A 22,982-nucleotide genomic window follows, 5' to 3' on the forward strand; every position below is an offset into this window, starting at 1 on the left:
ATGAAATACAAGTTAGCATATATAGACGAAGATAGTGGGTGGCTAAATACATTCTATCAAACATTTAAAGGAGATTTTGACATAATTAGAATCAAAGCGGATGCTACGACTACATTGGATAGTATTGTAAGCACAATTTTCGACAATGATGTTGATGGTTTAGTAACAGATTATTTACTTGACGAAACAGGTGAGGTAGACTTTAATGGCAATAAAATAGTTGATGCGGTAAGAGATTATAAACCTCATTTTCCTGCTATTATGTTAACAGCTCATGAACCTCAAGCTATCAGTCAAACTGAAGATGTTAATATTATTAATGGTAAAGATATTCTTGATGGTGAAAATGAAAAACGTTTGGAAATACTTAAAGTCAAAATCAAATCAAATATTGACAGATACTATTCACTAATAAAAAATACTGAGAGTAGAATTGAAGAATTAGTTAAGAAAAGAAACGAAAATACCTTAGAAACAACTGAAGAAGAGGAGTTGACCAAATTGTTTATTCTAATGGATGAGTTAGAACCTGAAGGAAAGGATATACCCGCCAATCTAATTAAGCCAGAAGCAATCACTAAACTGAATGATTTTGTGAGCCAGACAAAGGAAATTTTAGAGGAATTAAAAAAGAAAAATAAATAATTATGAGTGTTTTTCGAGAGCATACTCCAAAGAGGAGAAATATTACAACTGATGTTTCAGCGTACGGAAAACATAGAGACGATCTAAAATTAGATTATCAAAATAGATGTGGATACTGTAATGATATCGACACATGGAGATTTGTTTGGTTTGAAATTGACCACTTTGTTCCAAAGAAATATCTAAAAACAATAAGTGAAACAGATTATTCCAACCTAGTTTATTCGTGTCGATCTTGTAATAATGCTAAAAGAGCAAAGTGGCCAACTGGTGATGAAAATAAACATAATGAAAGTAACAAAGGGTTTATTGACCCATGTGATGATGGTTACAACAATCAGTTTGAAAGGTTAAAAACTGGTAGTATCAGACCAAAAACTGAACTTGGTGAATGGATGTATAATGCAATGAAATTATACAAACCGCAACACGAGATTATATGGAATATTGATTTGCTAGATCAATTGATTGAGGAAATAGAGACCCTGCTTGACGCATCACCAAATAGTGATATTGAAAATAGACTATTGGAAGCATACAGAGAATTTAGAAAATACGTAAAAAACTTAAGTAACGTTGGACACTAAGAAAAATACTGGTTCATATTATACGCCTTCATACTTGGCAAGTTTTATCTCAAAAAGAGTTCTGTCTCATTTTGAGGACAAAACACGTATGTCCATTTTAGAGCCTAGTGTTGGTGATGGTGCTTTTGTTTCAGAATTAGCTAAGTCAACTGATATAAAAATCAAACTCTCCGCATTAGATATTAACCAAGAAGAATTAGATAAAGCTTCTGAAAAGTGGAAAAAGAAAAATGCGGCATTCATAAAAACTGATTTCCTTGACTTTTCCAATACTAATAAATATTCCGCAGTTGTTGGAAACCCTCCTTATGTCAAAAAAAATAGACTGACTAAAAAACAGATTGATTTAAGTAAAGAAATTCACTTTAAAGAGGGGCTTTCAGAAGCTTCGGTTAAAAATATTTGGACAACATTCCTAATCAAATCCAATAAACTACTTAATAATAATGGTGTTCTTGCATTTGTTTTACCTTCTGAACTATTGCAAGTGAAATTTGCTGAAGAAGTTCGGGAGTACCTAAAAAAAGAATTTCAAAGAATTGAAATTTTCACATTCAATGATCTAATGTTTGAATGCAAAGGACAAGATACTATTGTACTTTTTGCTTTTAAAAAATCAAATAATAGAGGAGAGTTTTTTGCTAATATAGATTCAAAAGAGACACTTGAAACAGGAAAATTCACTTTAAAAAACAATAACTTACTTGTTTCTTCAAAAGTAAAATGGACACATCATTTTTTAACAGATGATGAATTGACATTTATAGGAAATCTTAAAAAAGAACTTCTAACTGTTAATCATTATTCGGATTCTAAACCTGGCATTGTAACTGCTGCGAATAAGTTCTTTATTATTGATAAAGAAACTGAAAAGAAATATAATCTATCAAGATTTACCAAACCAATTATTCAAAAAGGGCTTTTTGTGAATGGTAGTGTTATTTTCAATCGTTCAGATCTTGAAGAACTAGAAGCTAATGATTATCCCACCAAGTTGCTACAACTCACTAATGAAGATAGAATCTCTAAGAAACTTCGAGAATACTTAACTCTTGGTGAGAAAGAAGAAATTCACAACAGGTACAAGTGTAAACTAAGAAACAATTGGTATGTAATCCCTAACATTTCTGATGTACCTGATGCATTTTTCTTTAAAAGAAGTCATTTATATCCCAAATTATTAAAGAATAATTCAAATGCTTTTGTAACGGATTCAGCTTATAAAGTTAAAATGAGAGATCAATACGACTTAAATAGTTTCATATTCTCTTTCTATAATACATTGACTCTTTTATTGTCAGAAATTGAAGGAAGATATTATGGTGGAGGTGTTTTAGAATTGGTTCCAAGTGAATTTAAAAAACTGTCAATGCCATACGTTGAAATAGATAATCTTCAATTTGAAAATTTCACTGAGAGATTTGAAAACAAGAAAAATATTGAAGACATCTTTTCCCAAAATGATTTAGCGATACTTAATCCTACGTTAGGGATAGGCAATGAAGAGCTATTACAATTGACAAAAATTAGGAATAAATTGAAGCGAAAAAGATTAAGAGTTTAAACCAAAATATTTCAGGTCTCATTATTCTGTTTTTTCCGATTACGAATTTTAGCTTTAGAATTTTCTTCATGTAAACTAACAAGAAAATAGAGAAATTCTCTTATATCTTTCACTTCTTCGTCCGTATACTTTTTACCGTATTTTTCTAATCTTTTCTTACAATGGTCTAGACTTAACATGAATTTTAAGTTTTTAAGGGCAATGGGAGTCGAATCAAATATAGCTGATTTACAGTGTTTTACAAAGAAGTAGACTGCATTTTATATGAAAACAAAAAGCAAAACCCTACTTAACACGCTGAATATCAAAAAGAAAACGGGATAAACTAGCTAGTTTATCCCGTCCAGTACCCGGGGCGGGAATCGAACCCGCACTCTGTTGCCAGAACTGGATTTTGAATCCAGCGCGTCTACCAGTTCCGCCACCCGGGCAGAACATTTATTTCCTCAGAAATACAGCGCGAAATTAATATTTTTTTATTCTCAACCTCATAAAATTTGATCTTCTTGAAAAAATCACTCTTCATAAATCTCTTATGAGTTCAAACTCAACTAAAAACAACTAGGTGTAAATATTTGGATAAGTGTGTATTATTTAATTAAATTTGCAGCCCTTTTTCAAGCAGTAATATCGTGGGAGATAGAATAAAATTTTTTACAGGCAACGCAGACATTGATTTAGCAGAGAATATCGCTAAAGCATACGGGTCTGGATTGGGCGATGTATCCATTCCTAAATTTAGTGATGGAGAGTATACCACTTACTTTAATGAAACAGTACGTGGACAAGATGTTTTTCTTTTACAATCTACCAATCCACCTGTAGACAATTTAATGGAAATGCTTCTGATGATTGATGCGGCAAAACGTGCCTCTGCGCGCCAAATCATTGCGGTAATGCCATATTTTGGATTTGCCAGACAAGATCGTAAAGATAAACCTCGTGTAGCTATCGGGTCTAAACTTGTTGCTAACTTATTAAGTGCGGCAGGTGTAACCAGAGTTATGACGATGGACTTACACGCTGATCAAATTCAAGGTTTCTTTGAAATACCAGTTGATCACTTATATGCTTCAAGCATTTTCCTACCTTATATCCAGGAAAACTTCAATCTGGATAATTTAGTTATTGCTGCCCCTGATACCGGTGGTACAAAAAGAGCCAATGCATACTCTAAATACTTAGGATTAGAGATGGCTATTTGTTACAAGCAAAGAAGTGTTGCGAATAAAATCGACAACATGATGGTTATCGGTGACGTAAAAGGTAAAGACGTACTGATCATTGATGACATTATTGACACTGCAGGTACCATTTGTAAAGCTGCAGAATTAATGATGGAACAAGGAGCTGCAAGCGTTAGTGCAATGTGTACGCATCCTGTTTTATCAGGTCCGGCATATGAAAGAATTAACAACTCTGTTATTAAAGAGATGATCGTTACAGACACCATCGCTTTAAAAGGAGAGTCAAGTAAAATAAAAGTTTTAACAGTAGCTAATTTATTTGCAGAGGTTATTCGTAGTTTAGAAAACCACGAATCTATCAGCAATAACTTTATAGTATAGAAACAAACAAGTAGAATGAAAACAATATCAATCACAGGTTCGGTTAGAGAGAATTTAGGTAAAACAGGAGCTAAAGACGCTAGAAACAATGACCAGGTGCCATGTGTTATGTATGGCGGTGGAAAACAAATCCACTTTACTGTAGATCAAAAATCATTTGACAAGATTATTTATACTGCAGATGTATATAATGTAATCTTAAACATTGACGGAACAGAATATAGCTCTTTGTTGAAAGATGCTCAATTCCACCCTGTAACTGACAAACCAGTTCATGCTGACTTCTTATTCTTAGAAGACGGTAAGCCTGTTACTGTGTCATTGCCTATCGCTTTGACTGGTTCTTCTGCTGGTGTTAAAAATGGTGGTAAATTAAGAACCCCAATGAGAAAGCTTAAGGTAAAAGGTGAGCTTGCTAACATGCCAGAAAATATTGAAATTGACATTACAAAATTACGTATTGGTCAATCTATCAAAGTTGGAAGCTTGACAACTGAAGGTCTTGAGTATTTAGACCCTGCGTCTAACGTGATCGTTGCAGTTAAAACTGCTCGTGGTGCGGTTCAGGATGACGAAGAAGAAGAGGAAGAAGCTGCTGAAGCTGAAGCTTAATTCGTTATTATATGAAATATCTTGTTTTTGGATTAGGAAACATCGGTTCAGAATATTCAGAAACCAGACATAATATAGGATTTAAAATACTCGATGAACTTGCTGGTTCATCGAGTATTTTTTTTGAACCCGATAAGTTAGCCTCTAAAGCTGTTGTCAAGTTTAAAGGACGACAGATTATCTTGCTTAAGCCTTCCACATATATGAATTTAAGTGGTAAGGCTGTTAATTATTGGATGCAAAAAGAAAAAGTCCCTGTAGATCGTGTACTCGTTCTCACAGATGATATTGCTTTGCCATTTGGTAAACTACGTCTTCGAGGAAAAGGAAGCGATGGAGGTCATAATGGACTTAAAAGTATCAATCAAATATTGGGACATAACAAATATGCCCGACTTCGATTTGGCGTAGGAAATGACTTTAATCCCGGGTCACAGGCCAACTATGTATTGGGGGAATGGAACTCTGACGAAAAGTCGCTACTTCCTGAACGCTTAGCAACCTGCACCAAACTTGTGCAAAGTTTTGTCTCTATTGGTCTTGGACAGACCATGTCTCAATTTAACAATAAATAGGGTTCCCTATTTCAAAACCATAGATGCGGAGCCAACCTCATCACCAGATATATAAGCTTTCACAAAATATTCTCCTGGAGTTAATGCATTGATTACATCCCAATACATGCATAAATCCAGTTGCTTATTCTCGTAATTTACTTCCTTTTTAACAGAGTATAATACACGTGCACCATTCAATTCAAATGTATTTGAATTATCCGACCTTTCAGCTAATACAGTTCCCTCTGGAGTCATAATACGCAGATACACCATCTTTTTCCCTGCTTCAGTCACTTCATTTTCATCAATGGTAAAACAAGCTTTTATCTTCTCTGCATTACTGGCTCTTGAAGTTTCTTTATGTATATTATTACGCTTTACACGTTGAGCATATACCTCGAAATTAAGTGCGGCTAACTTAGCTCCTAATCTCACCTTACTTTCTAATTCGGAGTTACTTTCTTTAAGCTTACTATTTTCATTCTCCTTTGCCCCTAATTCATCTCTTACTTTCAGATTTTCTGCTCTTAATTCTACATTTTCGGTATTTAAAGAATCAATGGTTCTCACATAACCCTTCATAATTTCACGCAAAGTAGCCGCCTCCTTCTTAAGCTTATAAATTGACCAATTGTACTTTTTCGCATCAGCCATCAATTTATCTACTTTTTCTTTCTGCGAAGTCAACTCAGAATTTATAGAATCATTATCGGTCATCAAAGAATCATATTCAGCAGCCATCTCCTTCAAATCGTGCATCACCTCTTTCTTCTCACTCTCCATTGTATCATAAGATACTCCACAGTCTTCCAATGCCAGTTTTAGGTTTCGGTTTTCAATAAGTAAGTAAATTCCCATTCCCGAAATCAATACTAATAATGCAATCAATACATATTGCACAATTGGCTTTTTTTGGCTGTCTCCTTGATTTTCCATAATTTTAATTCAATTATGGCCCAAAGTTATTCCAATAAACCGTTTTTATATACTCTTTTAACTGATTTTATAGCTTTACTTTATCCTGAAACATGTATAGCTTGCGGCCACACATTACTCCAAAAAGAATCGACAATTTGTCTTCAATGTCAATTAGATTTACCGCTTACTAAATTCGAAAACTATAGCCCCAATCCAGTTGAAAAACTATTTTGGATAAAAATTCCAGTTAGAGAAGCAACATCCGGATTTTTCTACTCAAAAAAGAGCAAAATTCAAAGAATCATTCATGAATTCAAATATCATAATAATCCAGAGTCAGCTTTACATATGGGAGAGTTACTAGGGGCTCAAATATTGGATTCTAACCGATTTAAAGAAATTGACCTCATCATTCCGGTTCCACTACATCCTCAAAAATTTAAAAAGCGTGGGTACAATCAATCAGAAAAACTAGCACAAGGAGTGGCAAAGGTTTTGAACTTACCTCTGGACATATCCACACTAACCCGATCCACAGACAACAGTACACAAACGAAAAAAGGACTTTTTAATCGATGGACTAACGTTCAACATGTATTTAGCATTATGCATCCTGAACGCCTTCAAGGCAAACATATTTTACTCGTTGATGACGTGATTACTTCAGGGGCTACTATTGAAGCTTGTGCCAAACAAATTCTACAAATACAAGGCTCGTCTATTAGTATTATATCGTTGGCTTTTGCCAATGATTAGAGAAATCATAAGATATTTTAAACACTTAAAAAATATGTTCTTCCACCCTGTGCAATAACTATATTTGCACCCATGTCAGAAAATCTTCAAATCAATAAAACAAGCAAAAAAGATGCTTACGAGACTTTGCTTCCGCAAGTCCAAAGTCTTATTGCCGGAGAAGTTAATCTGATTGCCAATTTAGCGAATGCATGCAGTGCTATTCAAATGACATTTGACCATCTGTGGACTGGTTTTTATTTAGTCGATAAAAAACAACTTGTTTTAGGACCTTTCCAAGGACCAATTGCCTGTACACGCATTCCAATGGGCAAAGGCGTTTGCGGAACGGCCTGGAAAGAACAAAATACAGTTATTGTTAAAAATGTGAATGAGTTTGAAGGTCACATTGCTTGTAGTTCTGACAGTGTATCTGAAATTGTAGTTCCCTTGTTCGACCTTGAAAACAACATCATTGGAGTTTTAGACATAGATAGCGCCCAAGAAGCTATGTTCGATGAGACTGATCAAAAATATCTGGAAAAGCTGTGTCTTTTAATCACCAAAAATTTAGACTGTTAATGAAAATAACACATTTTATAGTCATTTGTTTTGTCGCGCTGATTCTTGTTAAATGCGCACAGCCACGACCTCTAAATGGAGGTGAAAAAGATACTACACCACCTAAAATTCTGAGAAGTAGTCCGCAAAATCTATCTACAGGTTTTGAAGGTCATGTCTTCGCTATGGAATTTGACGAATATGTTCAAATTAAGTCGCTTAATTCTGAGCTGGTTGTATCTCCACCACTAACTTATCCTGTTGAGTATAAAATCAAAGGGAAAAGAGTCTTCTTTGAGATTAAAGACACCCTAAAACCAAATACTACTTATAATTTCAATTTTGGAAATGCAATCGTAGATTTAAATGAGAACAATCCATTAGATAGTAATTTATATGTGGTTTCAACAGGTTTAACATTAGACTCAGGTCAAATCTCTGGAACAGTAAAGGATGCATACACGTTAAAACCTATAAAAAATGCTACTGTTCTATTACATAATGTAGCTGATGATTCTGCCATTTTTAATGGCAATCCAACATATATTACCAAAACAGATGGAACAGGAAAATATCACTTAAAATACCTGACACCTGCAAATTATCAAATATTTGTTTTAGAAAATCCTGGCGCTGACTATAAATACGTTCCTCAAACTAATATTGGTTTTTATCATAAGAATATCAACCCATCTAAAGATAATCAGGTAGATTTCGTTCTATTTAAAGAAGCAGATACGACTCAATATATTTCAAAAGATTTTTCAAGAGATTACTACTCTTTTGTATTAGGCTTTCATTCAGATTTGAAGAAACCTAAATTCAAAATCCAACCGGATACTGTCAATTATATCATAGAGGAAATAAAACAAGACAGTTTTAAATTTTGGATTAAGGGAGATAAAGATGTAGACTCTGTCAACATAATCATTAAAGATGATTTGGGCTTTTTAGACACAATTGATATCAACATTGAGGATCGTAAAAAGTTCTATAAAAAACTGAAAAAAAGAAAGCAGACAAAAATTCCATTACCTTTAAAACTAAATACATCAAACAACGTTCATCACTATTTTGACACCCTAAAATTAAACTTTGGAAGACCTCCAATAAAATGGAATACAGATAGTATGTTATTTGTGCATGGAAAGGATACCGTTCCGGTAAAACAAATGTTTAAGTCGGGCAAACTTTCAATGGACCTCCCAACTGCCAAGAGAGGGACCACTAAAGAGATCAGGTCAATGGTGATTAATTATAAATGGGATTCTAATCAGGAATACGCCTTTATTTTTTATTCAGGAGCCTTTACTGACATTATTAACCAGAAAAATGATACTACCATTTTAAAATTCAAAACAAACAAGTTTGAAGATTATGGAAGCTTTAAATTTACAGTTAATGTCCCTGGATATAATGGGCCGCTATTACTGGAAATTCTGGATCAAAAAGACAAATTTGTTAGGGACTACAAAATCAAGTCAGGAGATGTTATTTCTCATGATTTAGCTATCCCTGGAAAATACAAAGTACGTCTAATCTTAGATGAAAACAATAATAAAAAGTGGGACACAGGTAATTTGATTGATCAAACTCAACCAGAGCAAATCATATATTACGATGGAATTGTGGAGATCAGATCAAACTGGGATATGGAAGAAACCTGGAACGTTCAAATCAAGTAATTTGAAACGCATCCTGATCATTTAAGAAATTAAACTTTTCTCTCACCGTTTGAATTACTTTTCTTTCAATTTGAAAGCAAGCCACTTCTTCTATCCCCGGTTTCGAAGAATAAACCATTCCACCAAGGGGATCTAAACATACGCTATCTCCCGAATGGTAAATATCGTTGCCGTCATTTCCTACCCGGTTAACCCCAATCACATAAGATTGATTTTCTATTGCGCGTGCAATTAATAGCTGTTTCCAGTAATATGATCTACGCTCAGGCCAATTGGCTACATAAATAGCCAAATCATAATCCACATCATTACGACTCCATACCGGAAACCTCAGATCGTAACAGATCAATGGCATGATTTTAAAACCTTTTAAATCAACAATCAATCTTTCAGTTCCGGAAGTATAATGTTCATCTTCTCCTGCAAAAGAAAATAAGTGTCTTTTATTATAAGACTTATACTCTCCATTGGGTTGAACCCAAAACAAACGATTAAAATACTGCCCTTTTTCTTGAATAATTACACTTCCGGTAACCACACAATCTTTGGACACAGCCATATTCTTCATCCACATTAAAGCCTTCCCTTCCTCTGTTTCACTCCATTTTTCCGGAGCCATGGAGAAACCTGTAGAAAACATTTCTGGTAATATCAAAAGGTCTACATTTTCGGATATCCCTTCCGATTTATCCGTAAACATTTCTAAATTTTTGTCAATATCTTCCCAATGCAAATCTGCCTGGATATAACATACCTTTATCGCTTCCATAAAGCGAAATTAGGGTTTCTATCTTCAAAAAATAAAGAAATCAGATTTAATTGATCCTAATGATCTGTGTTTTGCAAATTGTAATTTGTAATATACTCACACCTTTCAGCATTTTCATCGTAACAATCTCCATCTATACAATGAATTTTTTCTGCAACCCCATCACATTCTCCATTTCCGTAACGTACCATAACCAATGGTTCTTGATTATGCACCCATAAATATTTTACTACGCCACTAACGTAAGATTTACAATCATCAGAATATACCAATGGTTCTACTATTTCTACTTCTAGCCATTTTGGAGGAGACGTTGGGTTTTCATAAGCATAATCATGACAGAAACTGGTATAACACATCCATACATCTTCTTGTGGTTCTTCTACAATAGGTTGTTCTTTTTCGCAGGCCGTAAAAAATAATCCTAAAAGAATTAATAGTAAGCTAAGAGAGTTTTTCATAGGTAAAAATTTTAGTATTAAGTCCCTAATATACAACCCATTTTAAACCCTACAAATTTTATTTTCAGATTAAATTTTAAATCACATTAGTCAGAAACATCACATTTCAAGGTAAACATACACTTCACTGCATTTTTATCATCACAATCACCATTCACACATAAAATCTTTTCAGCAATATCGTCACATTCTCCATTTCCATAGGATACCATTGCGGCTGTCTCACCGTTTTTTAAATACTTGACCATTCCTTTCACTATACAGCCACACTCATCTGATACTACTAGCGGTTCCAGAATATAAACTTCTACATCTGACGCTACCTGATCAGGATTTTCATAAGAAGAATCGGTACAAAAATCAACACCACATCCAACTCCACAAACGCCATAAAAATTACCCTTTTTATTCTCTTTTTCATACTCTACCTTTTCACATGCAGAAAAAACCAATCCAATAAAAAACAGAAATAAAACTACAGAACCTCTCATAACATTATGTTTTAGGTTCACTAAAATACAATTAATGTGACTCAAAATCAAAAACTTACTTCATAAGCTCCTGTAATTTCATTTCCAAATCTTTTCCAAATAGGTTATATGCGACAATCTTTCCTTCGGAATCCATTAACACATTTGAAGGAATAGCAGAAACATTATATAGCATAGGAGCCGCTCCGGAATACCCTTTTAAATCAGACACCTGAGTCCAGGATAGTTGGTCTTTTTCAATAGCTGAAACCCATCTGAAACTTCTTTTATCCAGGGATACCCCGATAATCTCAAACCCATCTTTGTGATATCGATTATATTGTTTTACCAAATGCGGATTCTCTCTTCTACATGGTCCACACCAGGACGCCCAAAAATCTAGTAGCACGTATTTTCCTTTAATAGAACTTAACGAAACCTCTTGACCATTGGGACTCTGACTTACAAAATCGACATATTGTTGACCAATAGCCACTCGGCTAAATCTTGCCACTTTTTCTTCCAGTAATTTAGTGATTTTTAAATCTGGATGCTCCTTCTTAAATTCGGGTAACAAACGTTTCATAAAGTTCACATCTGAATAGGACCATCTTAAACTAGTAGCGTATACCGCGACTGAAGTCCCCATATTGTTTTCCACCCAATTTGTAAGTTCCTTTCGATGCGCTGCATAATTTCTATTTTCAATTAAAGCCAAGGAATCAATGAATTCAGTTCTTTCAGATTTTTTAGCTTCTCTGATTTCCCTACGTACATCATCCATCCATTTAGACAGTGATTCCTTTCTAAATACTTCGTACGCATTTAATAACTCCACATCCGTTGCCCCAGAAGCCATTAACTTTTTTTGACTATACGAAATCCGGACTCTTTGCATATTATCTACAGCCAGATACACTTCTCCAACGTCATCAATACTCAGAACATATAAGCCTGGTTCCTGATGCGCGGTATAATCCAAATTTCCTCCTGCATCAATTCGAATGGAGTCAACAAAAACATTCTTTCTATGATCAATATCCCATAGCTTTAAAGCTCCTGATTTACTTTTTATTTCAGAGAAGCTCCCTGCTATGGTAAACTGATATGATTGACCATTCAAAAATTGGGTCATCCCAATCAATAACACCACTAAAATCTTACGCATATATCCAATCTTAAACCGCAAACTTGCGACTTAAACTACACTAAAACTGTAACCCTACAGACAAAAGGATCTTTACGTAAAAACTACTTTATATCGTAGCAATACACTTTAGCTCTATCGCAATTGGAGTTGGCAATGCATTAATTTCTACTGTAGTTCTGCACGGCTGAACGTCTGAGAAATATTCCGCATAAATTCGATTAAAGGTTAAGAAATCTCTTTTCATATCCACAAGAAAAACGGTAACATCCACCAGGTTTTCCCATTTCGAACCTGAAGCTTCCAATACTGCTCTTACATTGTTAAAAACAGAATGACATTGTGCTTCGAAATCAAACTCTTCAAAATGACCATTTGCATTCACCTTTAACCCTGGTACTTTTGAATCTGTTCCATCAGAACCTGCAGTTCTTGGTCCTACACCAGATAAAAACAATAAATTTCCAACTTGACGGGCGTGAGGATAAGCTCCTACTGGTTTTGGAGCATTTGAAGCATTTATTTTATCTGAACTCATTTTGTTTATTTTGATTTAGCCACAAATGTAGTGAATCAACGAAAAAAGGATTGGTTCTACTGGGATAAATACACCCACTTCATTTTTCTAATTTGATTTTTGTAGATTTTATTTAAATACGAAAATTAATACCGCGTCTTTTCTATCTTTGGAGGCTTTAAAAATGGCCATATCCTCTGGAATGGCTAAGTTATTCAGCCAAAAATATTTGTTTGATGGACGATAAGTCAAAAAAATTACTCGAGATAAAAAAAGAAGCTGAGCTCGGTGGTGGCCAGAAAAGAATTGATGCGCAACACAAAAAAGGCAAACTAACTGCACGCGAAAGAATCCATTTCCTATTGGATGAAGGATCTTTTCAAGAGTTGGGTCAATTGGTCACTCATAGATCAACGCTTTTTGGACTCGATAAACAAAAGTTTTTGGGTGACGGAGTTGTAACCGGTTATGGTAAAATCAACGGTCGATTGGTATATGTTTTCTCTCAGGATTTTACTGTACTAGGAGGGTCTTTGGCAGAGGCACATGCAGAAAAAATTGTTCGTGTAATGGATCTCGCCATGAAAAACGGAGCTCCAATTATCGGTTTAAATGATTCAGGTGGTGCTAGAATTCAAGAGGGAGTTGTATCTCTTGGGGGTTATGCAGATATCTTCTATAAAAATACTTTAGCTAGTGGTGTTATTCCACAATTATCAGCTATTATGGGGCCTTGTGCCGGAGGAGCCGTTTATTCTCCAGCGCTTACGGATTTTATCATGATGGTCGAAAACACTTCTTACATGTTCGTTACCGGTCCTAACGTTGTGAAAACCGTAACACATGAAGTCGTGAGCTCAGAAGATTTAGGAGGTGCATCTGCGCACTCTGTTAAATCAGGAGTAAGTCAGATTACTGCGGCAAACGAAATCGAAGCTTTCGAAAAATTACGTAATCTATTGTCTTACATCCCTCAAAACTGTGAGGAAAATCCTCCTTCTGTTCCATATAAATTTGGAAATGAAACAAGACCTGAGCTAAATAATATCGTACCAGAAAATCCTAATCAACCATACGACATTCATGATGTAATTCAAGGTGTGATTGACTACGATTCTTTTTATGAAGTTCATAAAGAATACGCGGACAATATTGTTGTTGGTTTTGCCAGATTAGCAGGTAAATCAATTGGTATTGTAGCTAATCAGCCAGCTGTACTTGCAGGAGTATTGGATATCAACTCTTCTAAAAAAGCAGCTCGTTTTGTTCGTTTCTGTGATGCATTCAACATCCCATTATTGGTATTCGAAGATGTACCTGGATTCCTTCCGGGAACCGACCAGGAATGGAACGCTATTATTACCAATGGCGCGAAATTGCTTTATGCATTTAGTGAAGCTACCGTTCCAAGAATTACAGTGATTACGCGTAAGGCTTATGGTGGAGCTTACGATGTAATGAATTCAAAGCATATTGGTGCAGACATGAACTTCGCCTGGCCAGGTGCGGAGATTGCAGTAATGGGAGCTAAGGGTGCGGCAGAAATCATTTTTAGAAATGACATTAAAAATGCAGATAATCCTGAAGAAATGTGGAAGCAAAAAGAAGCTGAATATGCTGAAAATTTTGCGCATCCATATCGTGCGGCATCCAGAGGTTATGTGGATGATGTGATTCTTCCGGAAGATACCAGAGAAAAGCTTATATTAGCGTTTGAAAGCCTTGAAAATAAGGTGGATAAATTACCAAAAAAGAAGCACGGTAATATTCCACTTTAAAAAAGTGATCACAGAAAAACCTTTTCTGTAGCTTTAAGGCAACCAATTGTAATAATTGATGTTAATTAATAAACTGTTTCTTATGAAAAAAGCATTCTATTCTTCATTTATTGTTTTTGTTGCCTTAACCGCTATGTCGTTTATCACGATTCATGGCCCGCTTCAAATTGGTGAATCTGGTGCGGCAGCATTTAGAGAACTTACAACTAACATGGATGGAGCAGATGCTCCATTACGGGCTTATGTCCAAAAAAATGGAATGGTTGTTTTATTCTCTTCTAATGATTGCAACTACTCTAATAATTGGGAAGACCGATACGATGGATTGGCAAAGTATTGTCATGCAAACGGATTAGGATTTGTGGTAGTTAACTCAAATTCTGCGGAAAGAAACGGCAAAGATTCTTTTCAAGCGATGAAAGAACACGCAAAAGCACATGCGTATACATTCCCTTATTTAGTAGATCATAATGCAGCTATTGCACATACATTAGGTGCTAAAACAACTCCTCAGGTATTTCTTTTTGACAGCAATTTCAGATTGGTATACAGAGGACTTATCGATGACAACCATAAGGATGCATCAAAAGTGAATACTACTTACGCATTGAATGCGATGAGAAACTATATTTCTGGAATTACTCCTGATCCGGCAATCACCACTGAAGTGGGATGCAAGATTAAGGATGTAAAATAAAGTTTTACTTCTTCTTGTATTTATCGTTTAACCCAACTCCTTCAAAGATCATCGGAATAATCTTTTCCAATCTGCTTTGTTTTGTTTGAGCTCTTTTGGCAGCACCAATATGTTCTGCAAATTCTCGCTTTTTACTTAGCGATAGCACTTCAAATTTATCTTTTAAAACAGCATCCTTTTCAAAAGCATCTTGAAGCTCTTGAGGAACCTCCAACGCTTTATTTCTTTGAGGCTTAATTTCTTTTCCTGCCTTGGCATTTTCAACAGCCTCTTTGACGTAGGTTTCAATCAACTCCATATCTTCTACGATATTATCGAAAGATTCAAAACGCCATTGACGTAAAGCGGTAGTTTTACCCTCTTGCGCATTTATGAGTTTATTCTGCGCATCTTTTAATAATGCTCCTTGAAAGAACCATAGTCCTACATAAGACTTAAACGCACCGAAACCAACAATATTTTTACCTCCATCACAATACACCGGAGCGCCCCATTTAATGGTTTCATCCAGCCCTAAACTTAGAACGGTACTACGAAGTAACTCAAGTTCTTTTACCCATTTTTCTTTCTTTAAAATGTAATTTTCTACCTGAGTATTTGTTTCCATTATTTTTTCTTTTTGGTTGGTTTTGGTTTCAGCGTTTGCGCATAATTCCAGCTCTTTTGGAATAACTGCTTTAGGACATCCGTATCTTCTAATACACTAGATGGAATTTCAACATATTCCTTCATTTCTCGTCCATGCTGAAACATAGGTCGTGTTTGAAACTCTCGCATACTCCATTCACGATCTTCAGTGGATAAACGAAATCCCACATGACCTTCTTTAGATACAAACGAAAACATATTTCCGTTTAGAGAAGTATATGGCATCGTCTTTCCCTTCCTTTCTATATCCGGGAAAGACGTAACCAATTCATCATATATCTTTACTATATCTTCGACAGACATTTTATTTAATCAGCTCCAGATTTTGTCTGAATACTTGATCATCAATAGTAATTAATACGTAATACATGCCAGAATTTAAACCAGATAAATCCATTTGACTTGTACCATTACCTTTAGCGGTTAACATACGCTTACCCATCAAATCATATACCTCAACGTTCCATTTCTTAGATGTCTTAATGTTTAATTGTCCGTTTGACGGGTTTGGATACAATGAAACCTCATCTGTATTATTGATATCTGTTACACTAGTTAAATTATCTACCGTAAAAGTCGCTGAATTTGAACAACTGTTATTATCTGTAGCAGTTACCGTGTAATCACCATGTGCTAGATTATCGATATTTTGAGTTGTTTCTCCATTAGACCACACAAAGTTGTAAGATGGAGTACCTCCTGAAGCACTGATATAAACAAATCCATCAGTTAATCCATGATCCGGACCGATTTGTGTAGAAACGATTGTAATTGAATCCGGTTGTGTAATATCTTGTTGTGCCATATAAGTCGCTCCTGCTCCATCGGTAGCTGTCACGGTATACGTCCCTGCAGCTAATCCTGTAATGATCGCAGTAGTTTGTCCACTACTCCAAACATAAGAGTAAGGCGGGGTTCCTCCAATTGCTTCAGCTTCTAAAGAACCATCTGCCACACCATAACATGATGCAGGAATAATATTGGTAATTCCTGCAACCAATGCAGCGCCAGTTTGGTAATCTGCAGTCATGACATTTCCAGTTGCATCTGCCTCTACCTCCAATAAGTAATAGCTTTTATTCTTTGCTAAAAATCTATAATAATATCTTGTTGTAACAGATTGTTGGATTGGTTGCCAAATTCCAAATACCTGTCCCCATAAAGAATCAGTACTTACCTCAACATCATACTTTCGTATAACGTTATCTGACATTGTAGGTAAATTCAAAGTACCAAATGCATCTACCAAACTGGTAATTTGACGAACACTTTTTAGTCTTAATGAATCAAAGATTCCCGTAACTGTATCCTCAACAATCGTATCCGTAACATTACCTGCCGAATAAGTGTCGTTATAATCTAAAGGAAATGGAATCATCAACATATCCGGATCAAAATCCAAAGAACCCACTACCCCAGTACCAAATAAGTCGCCATACAAACCATCCATTTTAAAATCGGTAATGGTCTTTATCCCGTACACATATTCTGCTCCATTAGAAATCACAATATTCGATGCAGGAAAATCCGATGAACCTGGAGTAGCTCCTGGAGCTAAAAAATCAATATTACCCGCATTAGATACATTTAACATTGTATAATCAAATGTCTGTGCTGTACTTGACGCTGGTGATACGGTTTTACCAGTTACATTGGTATCAGAAGCAATAGTTATTTGATCTCCAATACTCCCTAAATCGGCAGAGTCAATAGTAATTTGAGCAGTAGCACCCAAAGCTAAAATCAAAGTAGCAAACGAGGTAAGAGTGTTTTTCATAATACTTAATTTAGTTAAACGACTGTAAATCATAGAGTTTTTTATACACATTGTTCTTTTCTATCAATTGATCGTGTGTTCCTTCTTCTACGATTTTTCCATGCTCAATAACGTAAATTTTATCGGCATTCACAATAGTTGATAGACGGTGAGCAATCACAATGGATGTCCTTGACTTCATTAATTCATCTAAAGCCTCCTGAACCAACTTTTCACTTTCTGTGTCTAATGAAGAAGTCGCCTCATCTAAAACCAGAATTGGAGGATTATTTAAGATCGCTCTGGCAATACTCAATCGTTGCTTTTGACCGCCAGACAACTTTGCACCTGCATCACCTATGTTGTAATCATAACCTCCAGGAAGTTTTAAAATAAACTCATGTGCATTCGCCACTTTTGCGGCATATTCTATTTCTTCTTGAGTCGCATCAGGATTTCCGAAAAGAATATTCCCTTTTATCGTATCATTAAACAAGATACTCTGTTGGGTTACAATTCCTATCAAAGCTCTTAGGTCCTCAACTTTAAAATCAGTAATCGGCTGCTGATCAATAGAAATACTCCCGGATTGCACATCATAGAATCTAGGTAACAAATCAGCAATAGTAGACTTTCCACTTCCGGAAGGTCCCACTAAAGCTATGGTCTGTCCTTTTTTGATATTTAGCGAAATTCCTTTTAGGACTTCATCTTTTTGATATTTGAAACGAATATGATCATATACGATATCAGATTCAAATTCCGTTTTCTTCACTGGGTTCACAGGGTCCTTTATTACCTGATCCGCCAATAGAATTTTATCAATTCGATCTAAAGAAGCTCGTCCTTTTTGCACATTATATATCGCCACAGTGAACGATTTCACTGGTGGAATTACTTGCGTAAAGATCACGATGTAAGCGATAAAAGCTGAAGCCTCTAATGCCTGACTTTCATCCGTCAGAATTAATCTTCCTCCATACCAGATCACGAAAACCATGATTACAATTCCCAAAAACTCACTCACCGGAGAAGCCAAATCTCTTTTACGATACATTTTGGTCATTAAACCTGTGTAATTATCGTTCATTTTCTGAAACTTCAAAATCGTCAGTTTTTCCGCTGTAAATGCTTTGATAATTCTTAGTCCTGTGATAGTTTCTTCCATCATAGCCACCAGACCTCCCATTTGATCCTGACCATCTTCAGAAGTCTTCTTTAAAGATTTACCTATACTTCCCACTACATATCCGGATAACGGTAATATCAGAATCACAAATAACGTCAACTCCGGACTAATCCAAACCAGCGTTCCCAAATAAATAACTATTGAGAATGGATCTCTAAACATCATTTCTAAGGATGTCATGATCGTCCATTCCACTTCCTGAACATCATTGGTCATACGAGACATGATATCCCCTTTCTTTTCCTCATTGAAATAGGCGATGGGCAATCCTACCACCTTTTGATACACACTATTTCTTAGATCTTTCATTACCCCTGTTCTTACGGTAGCTAAAAAGAAATAAGACAAATATCTGGTTAAATTCTTTACAAAAATGAAGATCAAGATCAGAATACAAATCAACACCAGCGCATCCATTCTACCCCCTTCCGGATTACTGATAATCATATCAGCCATGTAATAATTGAAGTAATTGGTGATGGTATCCGAGCTTAGTGTAAGAGCTTCCGGTTTATTTTCAATATAAACCATGTAGTCCGCATCTGATTTTAGAAAAATCAAATTCAAAAACGGCACTAACATCCCAAGTGAAAAAAGACCAAATACAACGGATAACAGGTTAAACAACACATTTAAAAATGCCGGAAATTTATACCCTTTTATCAGTTTTAATAAACTAAAAAGTTTTTTCATTTAGCGATTTTAATTTCGTAATTCAAGCTATTATGAAATAAAAATTACATCTTTAAGCTTGTAGCTGCGACATATAAGTTGCTACATACTTCCCAATAATATCGAATTCCAGATTCACCTTTGTACCCATCACAAAGTTCTTAAAATTGGTGTGCGCAATCGTATAAGGAATTATTGCAACACTAAAATGTCCGGGGCTTGAATCTACAACGGTCAAACTTACACCGTTTACAGTAATTGACCCTTTGGAAACTGTTAAATTTCCTTGCTTTTTATCGTATTCGAATCCAAACTTCCAACTTCCGTCTTCTTCATCAATACGCACCACATGTGCAATTTGATCTACATGGCCTTGTACAATATGTCCGTCAATACGACCTTGCATCATCATACTCCGCTCTAGATTTACCTCATCTCCAACCTGAAAATCTCCAATGTTAGATTTATCCAAAGTTTCTTTAATGGCTGTAACCGTATATTCTGAATCTTGAATATCCACCACAGTCAAACACACACCATTGTGCGCCACACTCTGATCAATTTTCAATTCTGATGTAATTCCGGATGTTAGGGTAATATGTAAATTCTCTTGTTCTTTTTGAAGTTTCGTAACCTTTCCTACTTCTTCTATAATTCCTGTAAACATGTCGCTTTAATTCGTGGGTTGCCCCGATTCACGCAGCAAAGTTACAGTTCCCTTTAAAATACGCTCTACGATTCCTTCCAATCTTATTTCATAGACTTTACATACATAAAAATACGTTCCGTTTGGCAGCCCTCTTCCTTCTGTTGTACTACCATCCCATCCCAATGCTGGATCAGTTGCGGTATATACCACTTCACCCCAACGGTTGTAAATCGTCATATCCACCTCCTGTACATATCTCCAACCTGGTAATGGAACATAAAAATCATTCTGTTTGTCTTTACCCGGAGTAAAAATATTAGGTAACTCGTAATACGGACAGTTATCCACACAGACTACATTACTAAATGGGCTTTCATTATCAAATGAGTCAATTGCAGTAATCGCGTAACATCCTGCAACAGATTCCAGATTATCAAACAGTTTTGTTGTATTTGTCGCCCCCTGAACTTGTTCAATCACCGAGAAATCCCCTTCGCTAAATGGTCTGTAATAAATGTTATAACTCACCACATCATCTGTTGTATCGCAAATATCGTTTGGGTTTAACCACGCCAAATCATTAAAAAACAATTCACATTCACTTTTGATGGTCAGATCTTGAGGAGGACATGGAGGCTGTTTATCAACCACCGTATCGCATCTGATTTGCGAATTATTCAATATTGGGAATTCTAATGTGGTATCCGCATAATCTCCCTTGGTTGTAATGTAATAACAATACTCTCGTCCATTTATTAAATTACTATCCGTAAATACAAGAGTATTTGCTGAATCTACATAATCAAAACTTCCGCTTGAGTTTTGACGATAGACGTACATCGTTCTATTCTGCCAAGGAACATCGATATTCAATGACAATTCCATACGATTATCTAGTGGTTTTAATTTCAACCATGGCGAAGTTGCTGTTCTGGATGGCCCAACAAGCACTTGATTGCTATAAATCTCAATTTGATACGTATGTTGATTATCTCGGGTATTAATCCCAGTATCCACAAAAACGGTATCAATAAGATTCAGATCAGCATTAATGATGGAGGAACCTACAATTGTAAAATTCCCATTATTGACTTTTCTTAATATTTTGTATTGATATGGTCCCGGATATTTCTGAACATCTAATTCTGTCGGTTTTGCCCATTTCACGGTATCACTACCATTGATCGCATCTGTAGTATTTACGCTCACACGGGTAATAATAGGGACTTCTTTTCTTAGTGTCGCACAACTCTCTGTTGAAGGATAACTCTCCGCTCCATCATCAAAATATGCATATACCATGTAACAATACTTCTGCCCACTAATTAATCCTTTTCCATTATCATTATCATAAAACGTAGTCGATCCGGCTCCTACTGTACTTCCTACCAATTGATATCCCGTAGATGCCGGAATTCCGGTTTCACACAATGGTGCTTCATATCCTAATGAGTCCAGGCGTCTATAAATTCTATATCCTGCCGCATTGGTACACTGCGAATATCCCCAGGTCACATTAATTCCTGCTCCGAAAGGTTCCGCATTAATATTGGTTGGCGCAGGTGCCAAAACATTTATCCTCCAATCCAGATAATCTGTTAACCTGACATTAGGTGCATTATCCTGTGCCCTAAAGACTACGAAATACGGATAACTACGAATGTGATTACACTGCGTGGACCAATCAAAATCCTGCGAAACGATACGTTCTGCTGTTTTGGTCGGGAAACTTGCTTTATTTCCCTGAACATAGAACGGATCACCTGTAGCGGATAATTCTACACTTTGGCGCTCAATAAAACTCGGTGGTAAGAAATCATTATCTATGGCCGTAACCGTTTTATTTAAAGCTTCAGTGGCCGTAACACATGTATCTGTCATTGGTTGAATCTGTGGCGGATTATTGGTCTGACATACATCTACTGTAATTTGCAAATCCCGTAATACACTTCCTATTTTAGTGATTGTACCTCCAATTCTTCGCCATTCTTCAATTAAAATCGCTACATTATATTCTCCTTGTATTTTCGGGCTATCCCAACTCAAGGTTCCGGTTAAAGGATCAATCGAAATCGTGTTATCCGGTCCAGGCCCCCATTTATCAGGTAAGGTATAATTAGGAATTGGTGCTCCTCCATTACCTAAACAGGTGACGAGCTTATATGATAAACTATCACTCAATCCATTATTAGAGATATCCTGATCTACAGCTCCCGGATTATGCTCATATAAAACATTTAAACATGCATCATCCACTGGTGGATTTGTTAATCGTGGAGATGAATTCGCAGTTCCTCCTGGAAAAATATTGAGCTCCGCATAAATAAAGAATACAACCTGCACCGAATTTGGAATATTGACCACACCCTGATTCCTATTGGGATCTTCCATGGTAATACGATAAGTCCCTGTACTTGGATAAGTATGTTCTGTAACGTAAACATTCAGCTTTGTATTATTTCCAATGCTCACACCACAATGCTGACAGCCGGCAGAACCTCCACCACCACAAGCTCCACCATTCACTCTATTTACGGTTGCTGAAGTTCCATCACCAAAAAAAACATCCAATGAACATCTATCCGCAGTTACGGAACTTTCATTGGTGTATGTAGTCACGGTAATTCTATAGGTTAAACCCGAAATATGTTCATAGGTAATCTCACCCGCACGGTTATGTGTAGCCCATAAACCAAGCGGGAAAAGTAGTAATGAGAATAAAAAAACGATTAGTGTTTTTTTCATATAAACCTATGTTACTATAGCTAACGATGTTTACTCTACAAAAGTATAGTAT

At 35.8% G+C, this 22,982-nt stretch carries 23 protein-coding genes and 1 tRNA gene; 11 read left to right on the top strand and 13 right to left on the bottom strand.

What is annotated here, in order from left to right:
• The 3 genes from KFE94_06335 to KFE94_06345 are packed head-to-tail and all read left to right on the top strand — an operon-like array spanning window position 1 to window position 2,796.
• A complete protein-coding gene (locus KFE94_06335; protein UTW67726.1) occupies window positions 1–645 on the top strand; it encodes a hypothetical protein in 645 nt (214 codons plus the stop codon).
• A gap of 2 nt (window positions 646–647) precedes the next feature.
• Window positions 648–1,232 carry an HNH endonuclease gene (locus KFE94_06340; protein ID UTW67727.1) on the top strand — a complete coding sequence of 195 codons (585 nt, stop codon included), beginning with the start codon at window positions 648–650 and terminating at the stop codon, window positions 1,230–1,232.
• Entirely contained in the window at window positions 1,222–2,796 is a 1,575-nt protein-coding gene (locus KFE94_06345; GenBank protein ID UTW67728.1) for an N-6 DNA methylase, read from the top strand. The genes KFE94_06340 and KFE94_06345 overlap by 11 nt, the downstream gene beginning before the upstream one ends.
• Before the next feature lie 347 nt (window positions 2,797–3,143).
• Here KFE94_06345 and KFE94_06350 read toward each other — a convergent pair.
• A tRNA-Leu gene (locus tag KFE94_06350) sits at window positions 3,144–3,227 on the bottom strand.
• Window positions 3,228–3,428: 201 nt separating this feature from the next.
• On the opposite strand from KFE94_06350, the gene KFE94_06355 reads away from it, so the two are divergent.
• Genes KFE94_06355 through pth form a run of 3 tightly spaced genes read left to right on the top strand, consistent with a single transcriptional unit; the run spans window position 3,429 to window position 5,551 of the window.
• Window positions 3,429–4,364, top strand: a complete 936-nt coding sequence (locus KFE94_06355; protein UTW67729.1) for a ribose-phosphate pyrophosphokinase — start codon at window positions 3,429–3,431, stop codon at window positions 4,362–4,364.
• Between the two features lie 15 nt (window positions 4,365–4,379).
• Window positions 4,380–4,976, top strand: coding sequence for a 50S ribosomal protein L25/general stress protein Ctc (locus tag KFE94_06360; protein UTW67730.1), 597 nt, complete (start codon window positions 4,380–4,382; stop codon window positions 4,974–4,976).
• Between the two features lie 11 nt (window positions 4,977–4,987).
• Window positions 4,988–5,551: an aminoacyl-tRNA hydrolase gene (gene pth / locus KFE94_06365; protein ID UTW67731.1), complete on the top strand. Its 564-nt coding sequence runs from the start codon at window positions 4,988–4,990 to the stop codon at window positions 5,549–5,551.
• A gap of 6 nt (window positions 5,552–5,557) precedes the next feature.
• On the opposite strand, the gene KFE94_06370 is transcribed toward pth, so the two are convergent.
• Complete coding sequence (locus KFE94_06370; protein ID UTW67732.1) at window positions 5,558–6,469, bottom strand: hypothetical protein; 912 nt, start codon at window positions 6,467–6,469, stop codon at window positions 5,558–5,560.
• A 330-nt stretch (window positions 6,470–6,799) separates the two neighbouring features.
• Between KFE94_06370 and KFE94_06375 the strand changes: the two genes are divergently transcribed.
• From KFE94_06375 to KFE94_06385, 3 genes are all read left to right on the top strand, one after another.
• The gene (locus KFE94_06375) at window positions 6,800–7,207 is read left to right on the top strand and encodes a ComF family protein (protein ID UTW67733.1); all 408 of its coding nucleotides are present in this window, start codon (window positions 6,800–6,802) and stop codon (window positions 7,205–7,207) included.
• 72 nt (window positions 7,208–7,279) lie between these two features.
• Entirely contained in the window at window positions 7,280–7,768 is a 489-nt protein-coding gene (locus tag KFE94_06380) for a GAF domain-containing protein (GenBank protein ID UTW67734.1), read from the top strand.
• Complete coding sequence (locus KFE94_06385) at window positions 7,768–9,432, top strand: Ig-like domain-containing protein (GenBank protein UTW67735.1); 1,665 nt, start codon at window positions 7,768–7,770, stop codon at window positions 9,430–9,432. Before KFE94_06380 ends, KFE94_06385 begins: the two co-directional genes overlap by 1 nt.
• Here KFE94_06385 and KFE94_06390 read toward each other — a convergent pair.
• From KFE94_06390 to KFE94_06410, 5 genes are all read right to left on the bottom strand, one after another.
• The gene (locus tag KFE94_06390; GenBank protein UTW67736.1) at window positions 9,425–10,201 is read right to left on the bottom strand and encodes an amidohydrolase; all 777 of its coding nucleotides are present in this window, start codon (window positions 10,199–10,201) and stop codon (window positions 9,425–9,427) included. The two genes, KFE94_06385 and KFE94_06390, sit on opposite strands and share 8 nt — an antisense overlap.
• A gap of 56 nt (window positions 10,202–10,257) precedes the next feature.
• A complete protein-coding gene (locus KFE94_06395) occupies window positions 10,258–10,662 on the bottom strand; it encodes a hypothetical protein (GenBank protein ID UTW67737.1) in 405 nt (134 codons plus the stop codon).
• A gap of 86 nt (window positions 10,663–10,748) precedes the next feature.
• Window positions 10,749–11,153, bottom strand: coding sequence for a hypothetical protein (locus tag KFE94_06400; GenBank protein ID UTW67738.1), 405 nt, complete (start codon window positions 11,151–11,153; stop codon window positions 10,749–10,751).
• Window positions 11,154–11,208: 55 nt separating this feature from the next.
• Window positions 11,209–12,300 (bottom strand): TlpA family protein disulfide reductase, encoded by a 1,092-nt coding sequence (locus KFE94_06405; protein UTW67739.1) that lies wholly within the window; start codon window positions 12,298–12,300, stop codon window positions 11,209–11,211.
• An 88-nt stretch (window positions 12,301–12,388) separates the two neighbouring features.
• Window positions 12,389–12,817 carry a RidA family protein gene (locus tag KFE94_06410; GenBank protein UTW67740.1) on the bottom strand — a complete coding sequence of 143 codons (429 nt, stop codon included), beginning with the start codon at window positions 12,815–12,817 and terminating at the stop codon, window positions 12,389–12,391.
• 215 nt (window positions 12,818–13,032) lie between these two features.
• On the opposite strand from KFE94_06410, the gene KFE94_06415 reads away from it, so the two are divergent.
• A complete protein-coding gene (locus KFE94_06415; GenBank protein UTW67741.1) occupies window positions 13,033–14,574 on the top strand; it encodes an acyl-CoA carboxylase subunit beta in 1,542 nt (513 codons plus the stop codon).
• A gap of 82 nt (window positions 14,575–14,656) precedes the next feature.
• The gene (locus KFE94_06420) at window positions 14,657–15,271 is read left to right on the top strand and encodes a redoxin domain-containing protein (GenBank protein ID UTW67742.1); all 615 of its coding nucleotides are present in this window, start codon (window positions 14,657–14,659) and stop codon (window positions 15,269–15,271) included.
• A gap of 4 nt (window positions 15,272–15,275) precedes the next feature.
• Here the strand turns inward: KFE94_06420 and KFE94_06425 are convergent, their stop codons facing one another.
• The 6 genes from KFE94_06425 to KFE94_06450 are packed head-to-tail and all read right to left on the bottom strand — an operon-like array spanning window position 15,276 to window position 22,930.
• Window positions 15,276–15,878 carry a YdeI/OmpD-associated family protein gene (locus KFE94_06425; protein ID UTW67743.1) on the bottom strand — a complete coding sequence of 201 codons (603 nt, stop codon included), beginning with the start codon at window positions 15,876–15,878 and terminating at the stop codon, window positions 15,276–15,278.
• Window positions 15,878–16,222 carry a hypothetical protein gene (locus tag KFE94_06430; protein ID UTW67744.1) on the bottom strand — a complete coding sequence of 115 codons (345 nt, stop codon included), beginning with the start codon at window positions 16,220–16,222 and terminating at the stop codon, window positions 15,878–15,880. Before KFE94_06430 ends, KFE94_06425 begins: the two co-directional genes overlap by 1 nt.
• A gap of 1 nt (window position 16,223) precedes the next feature.
• Window positions 16,224–17,696 (bottom strand): T9SS type A sorting domain-containing protein, encoded by a 1,473-nt coding sequence (locus tag KFE94_06435; GenBank protein ID UTW67745.1) that lies wholly within the window; start codon window positions 17,694–17,696, stop codon window positions 16,224–16,226.
• A 10-nt stretch (window positions 17,697–17,706) separates the two neighbouring features.
• Window positions 17,707–19,557: an ABC transporter ATP-binding protein gene (locus KFE94_06440; GenBank protein ID UTW67746.1), complete on the bottom strand. Its 1,851-nt coding sequence runs from the start codon at window positions 19,555–19,557 to the stop codon at window positions 17,707–17,709.
• A gap of 52 nt (window positions 19,558–19,609) precedes the next feature.
• Window positions 19,610–20,203: a riboflavin synthase gene (locus KFE94_06445; protein UTW67747.1), complete on the bottom strand. Its 594-nt coding sequence runs from the start codon at window positions 20,201–20,203 to the stop codon at window positions 19,610–19,612.
• A 6-nt stretch (window positions 20,204–20,209) separates the two neighbouring features.
• Window positions 20,210–22,930: a gliding motility-associated C-terminal domain-containing protein gene (locus KFE94_06450; protein UTW67748.1), complete on the bottom strand. Its 2,721-nt coding sequence runs from the start codon at window positions 22,928–22,930 to the stop codon at window positions 20,210–20,212.
• Window positions 22,931–22,982 lie beyond the last annotated feature (52 nt).

It is taken from the genome of bacterium SCSIO 12643 (genome assembly GCA_024398135.1).
Lineage (GTDB): Bacteria > Bacteroidota > Bacteroidia > Flavobacteriales_G > Salibacteraceae > CAJXZP01.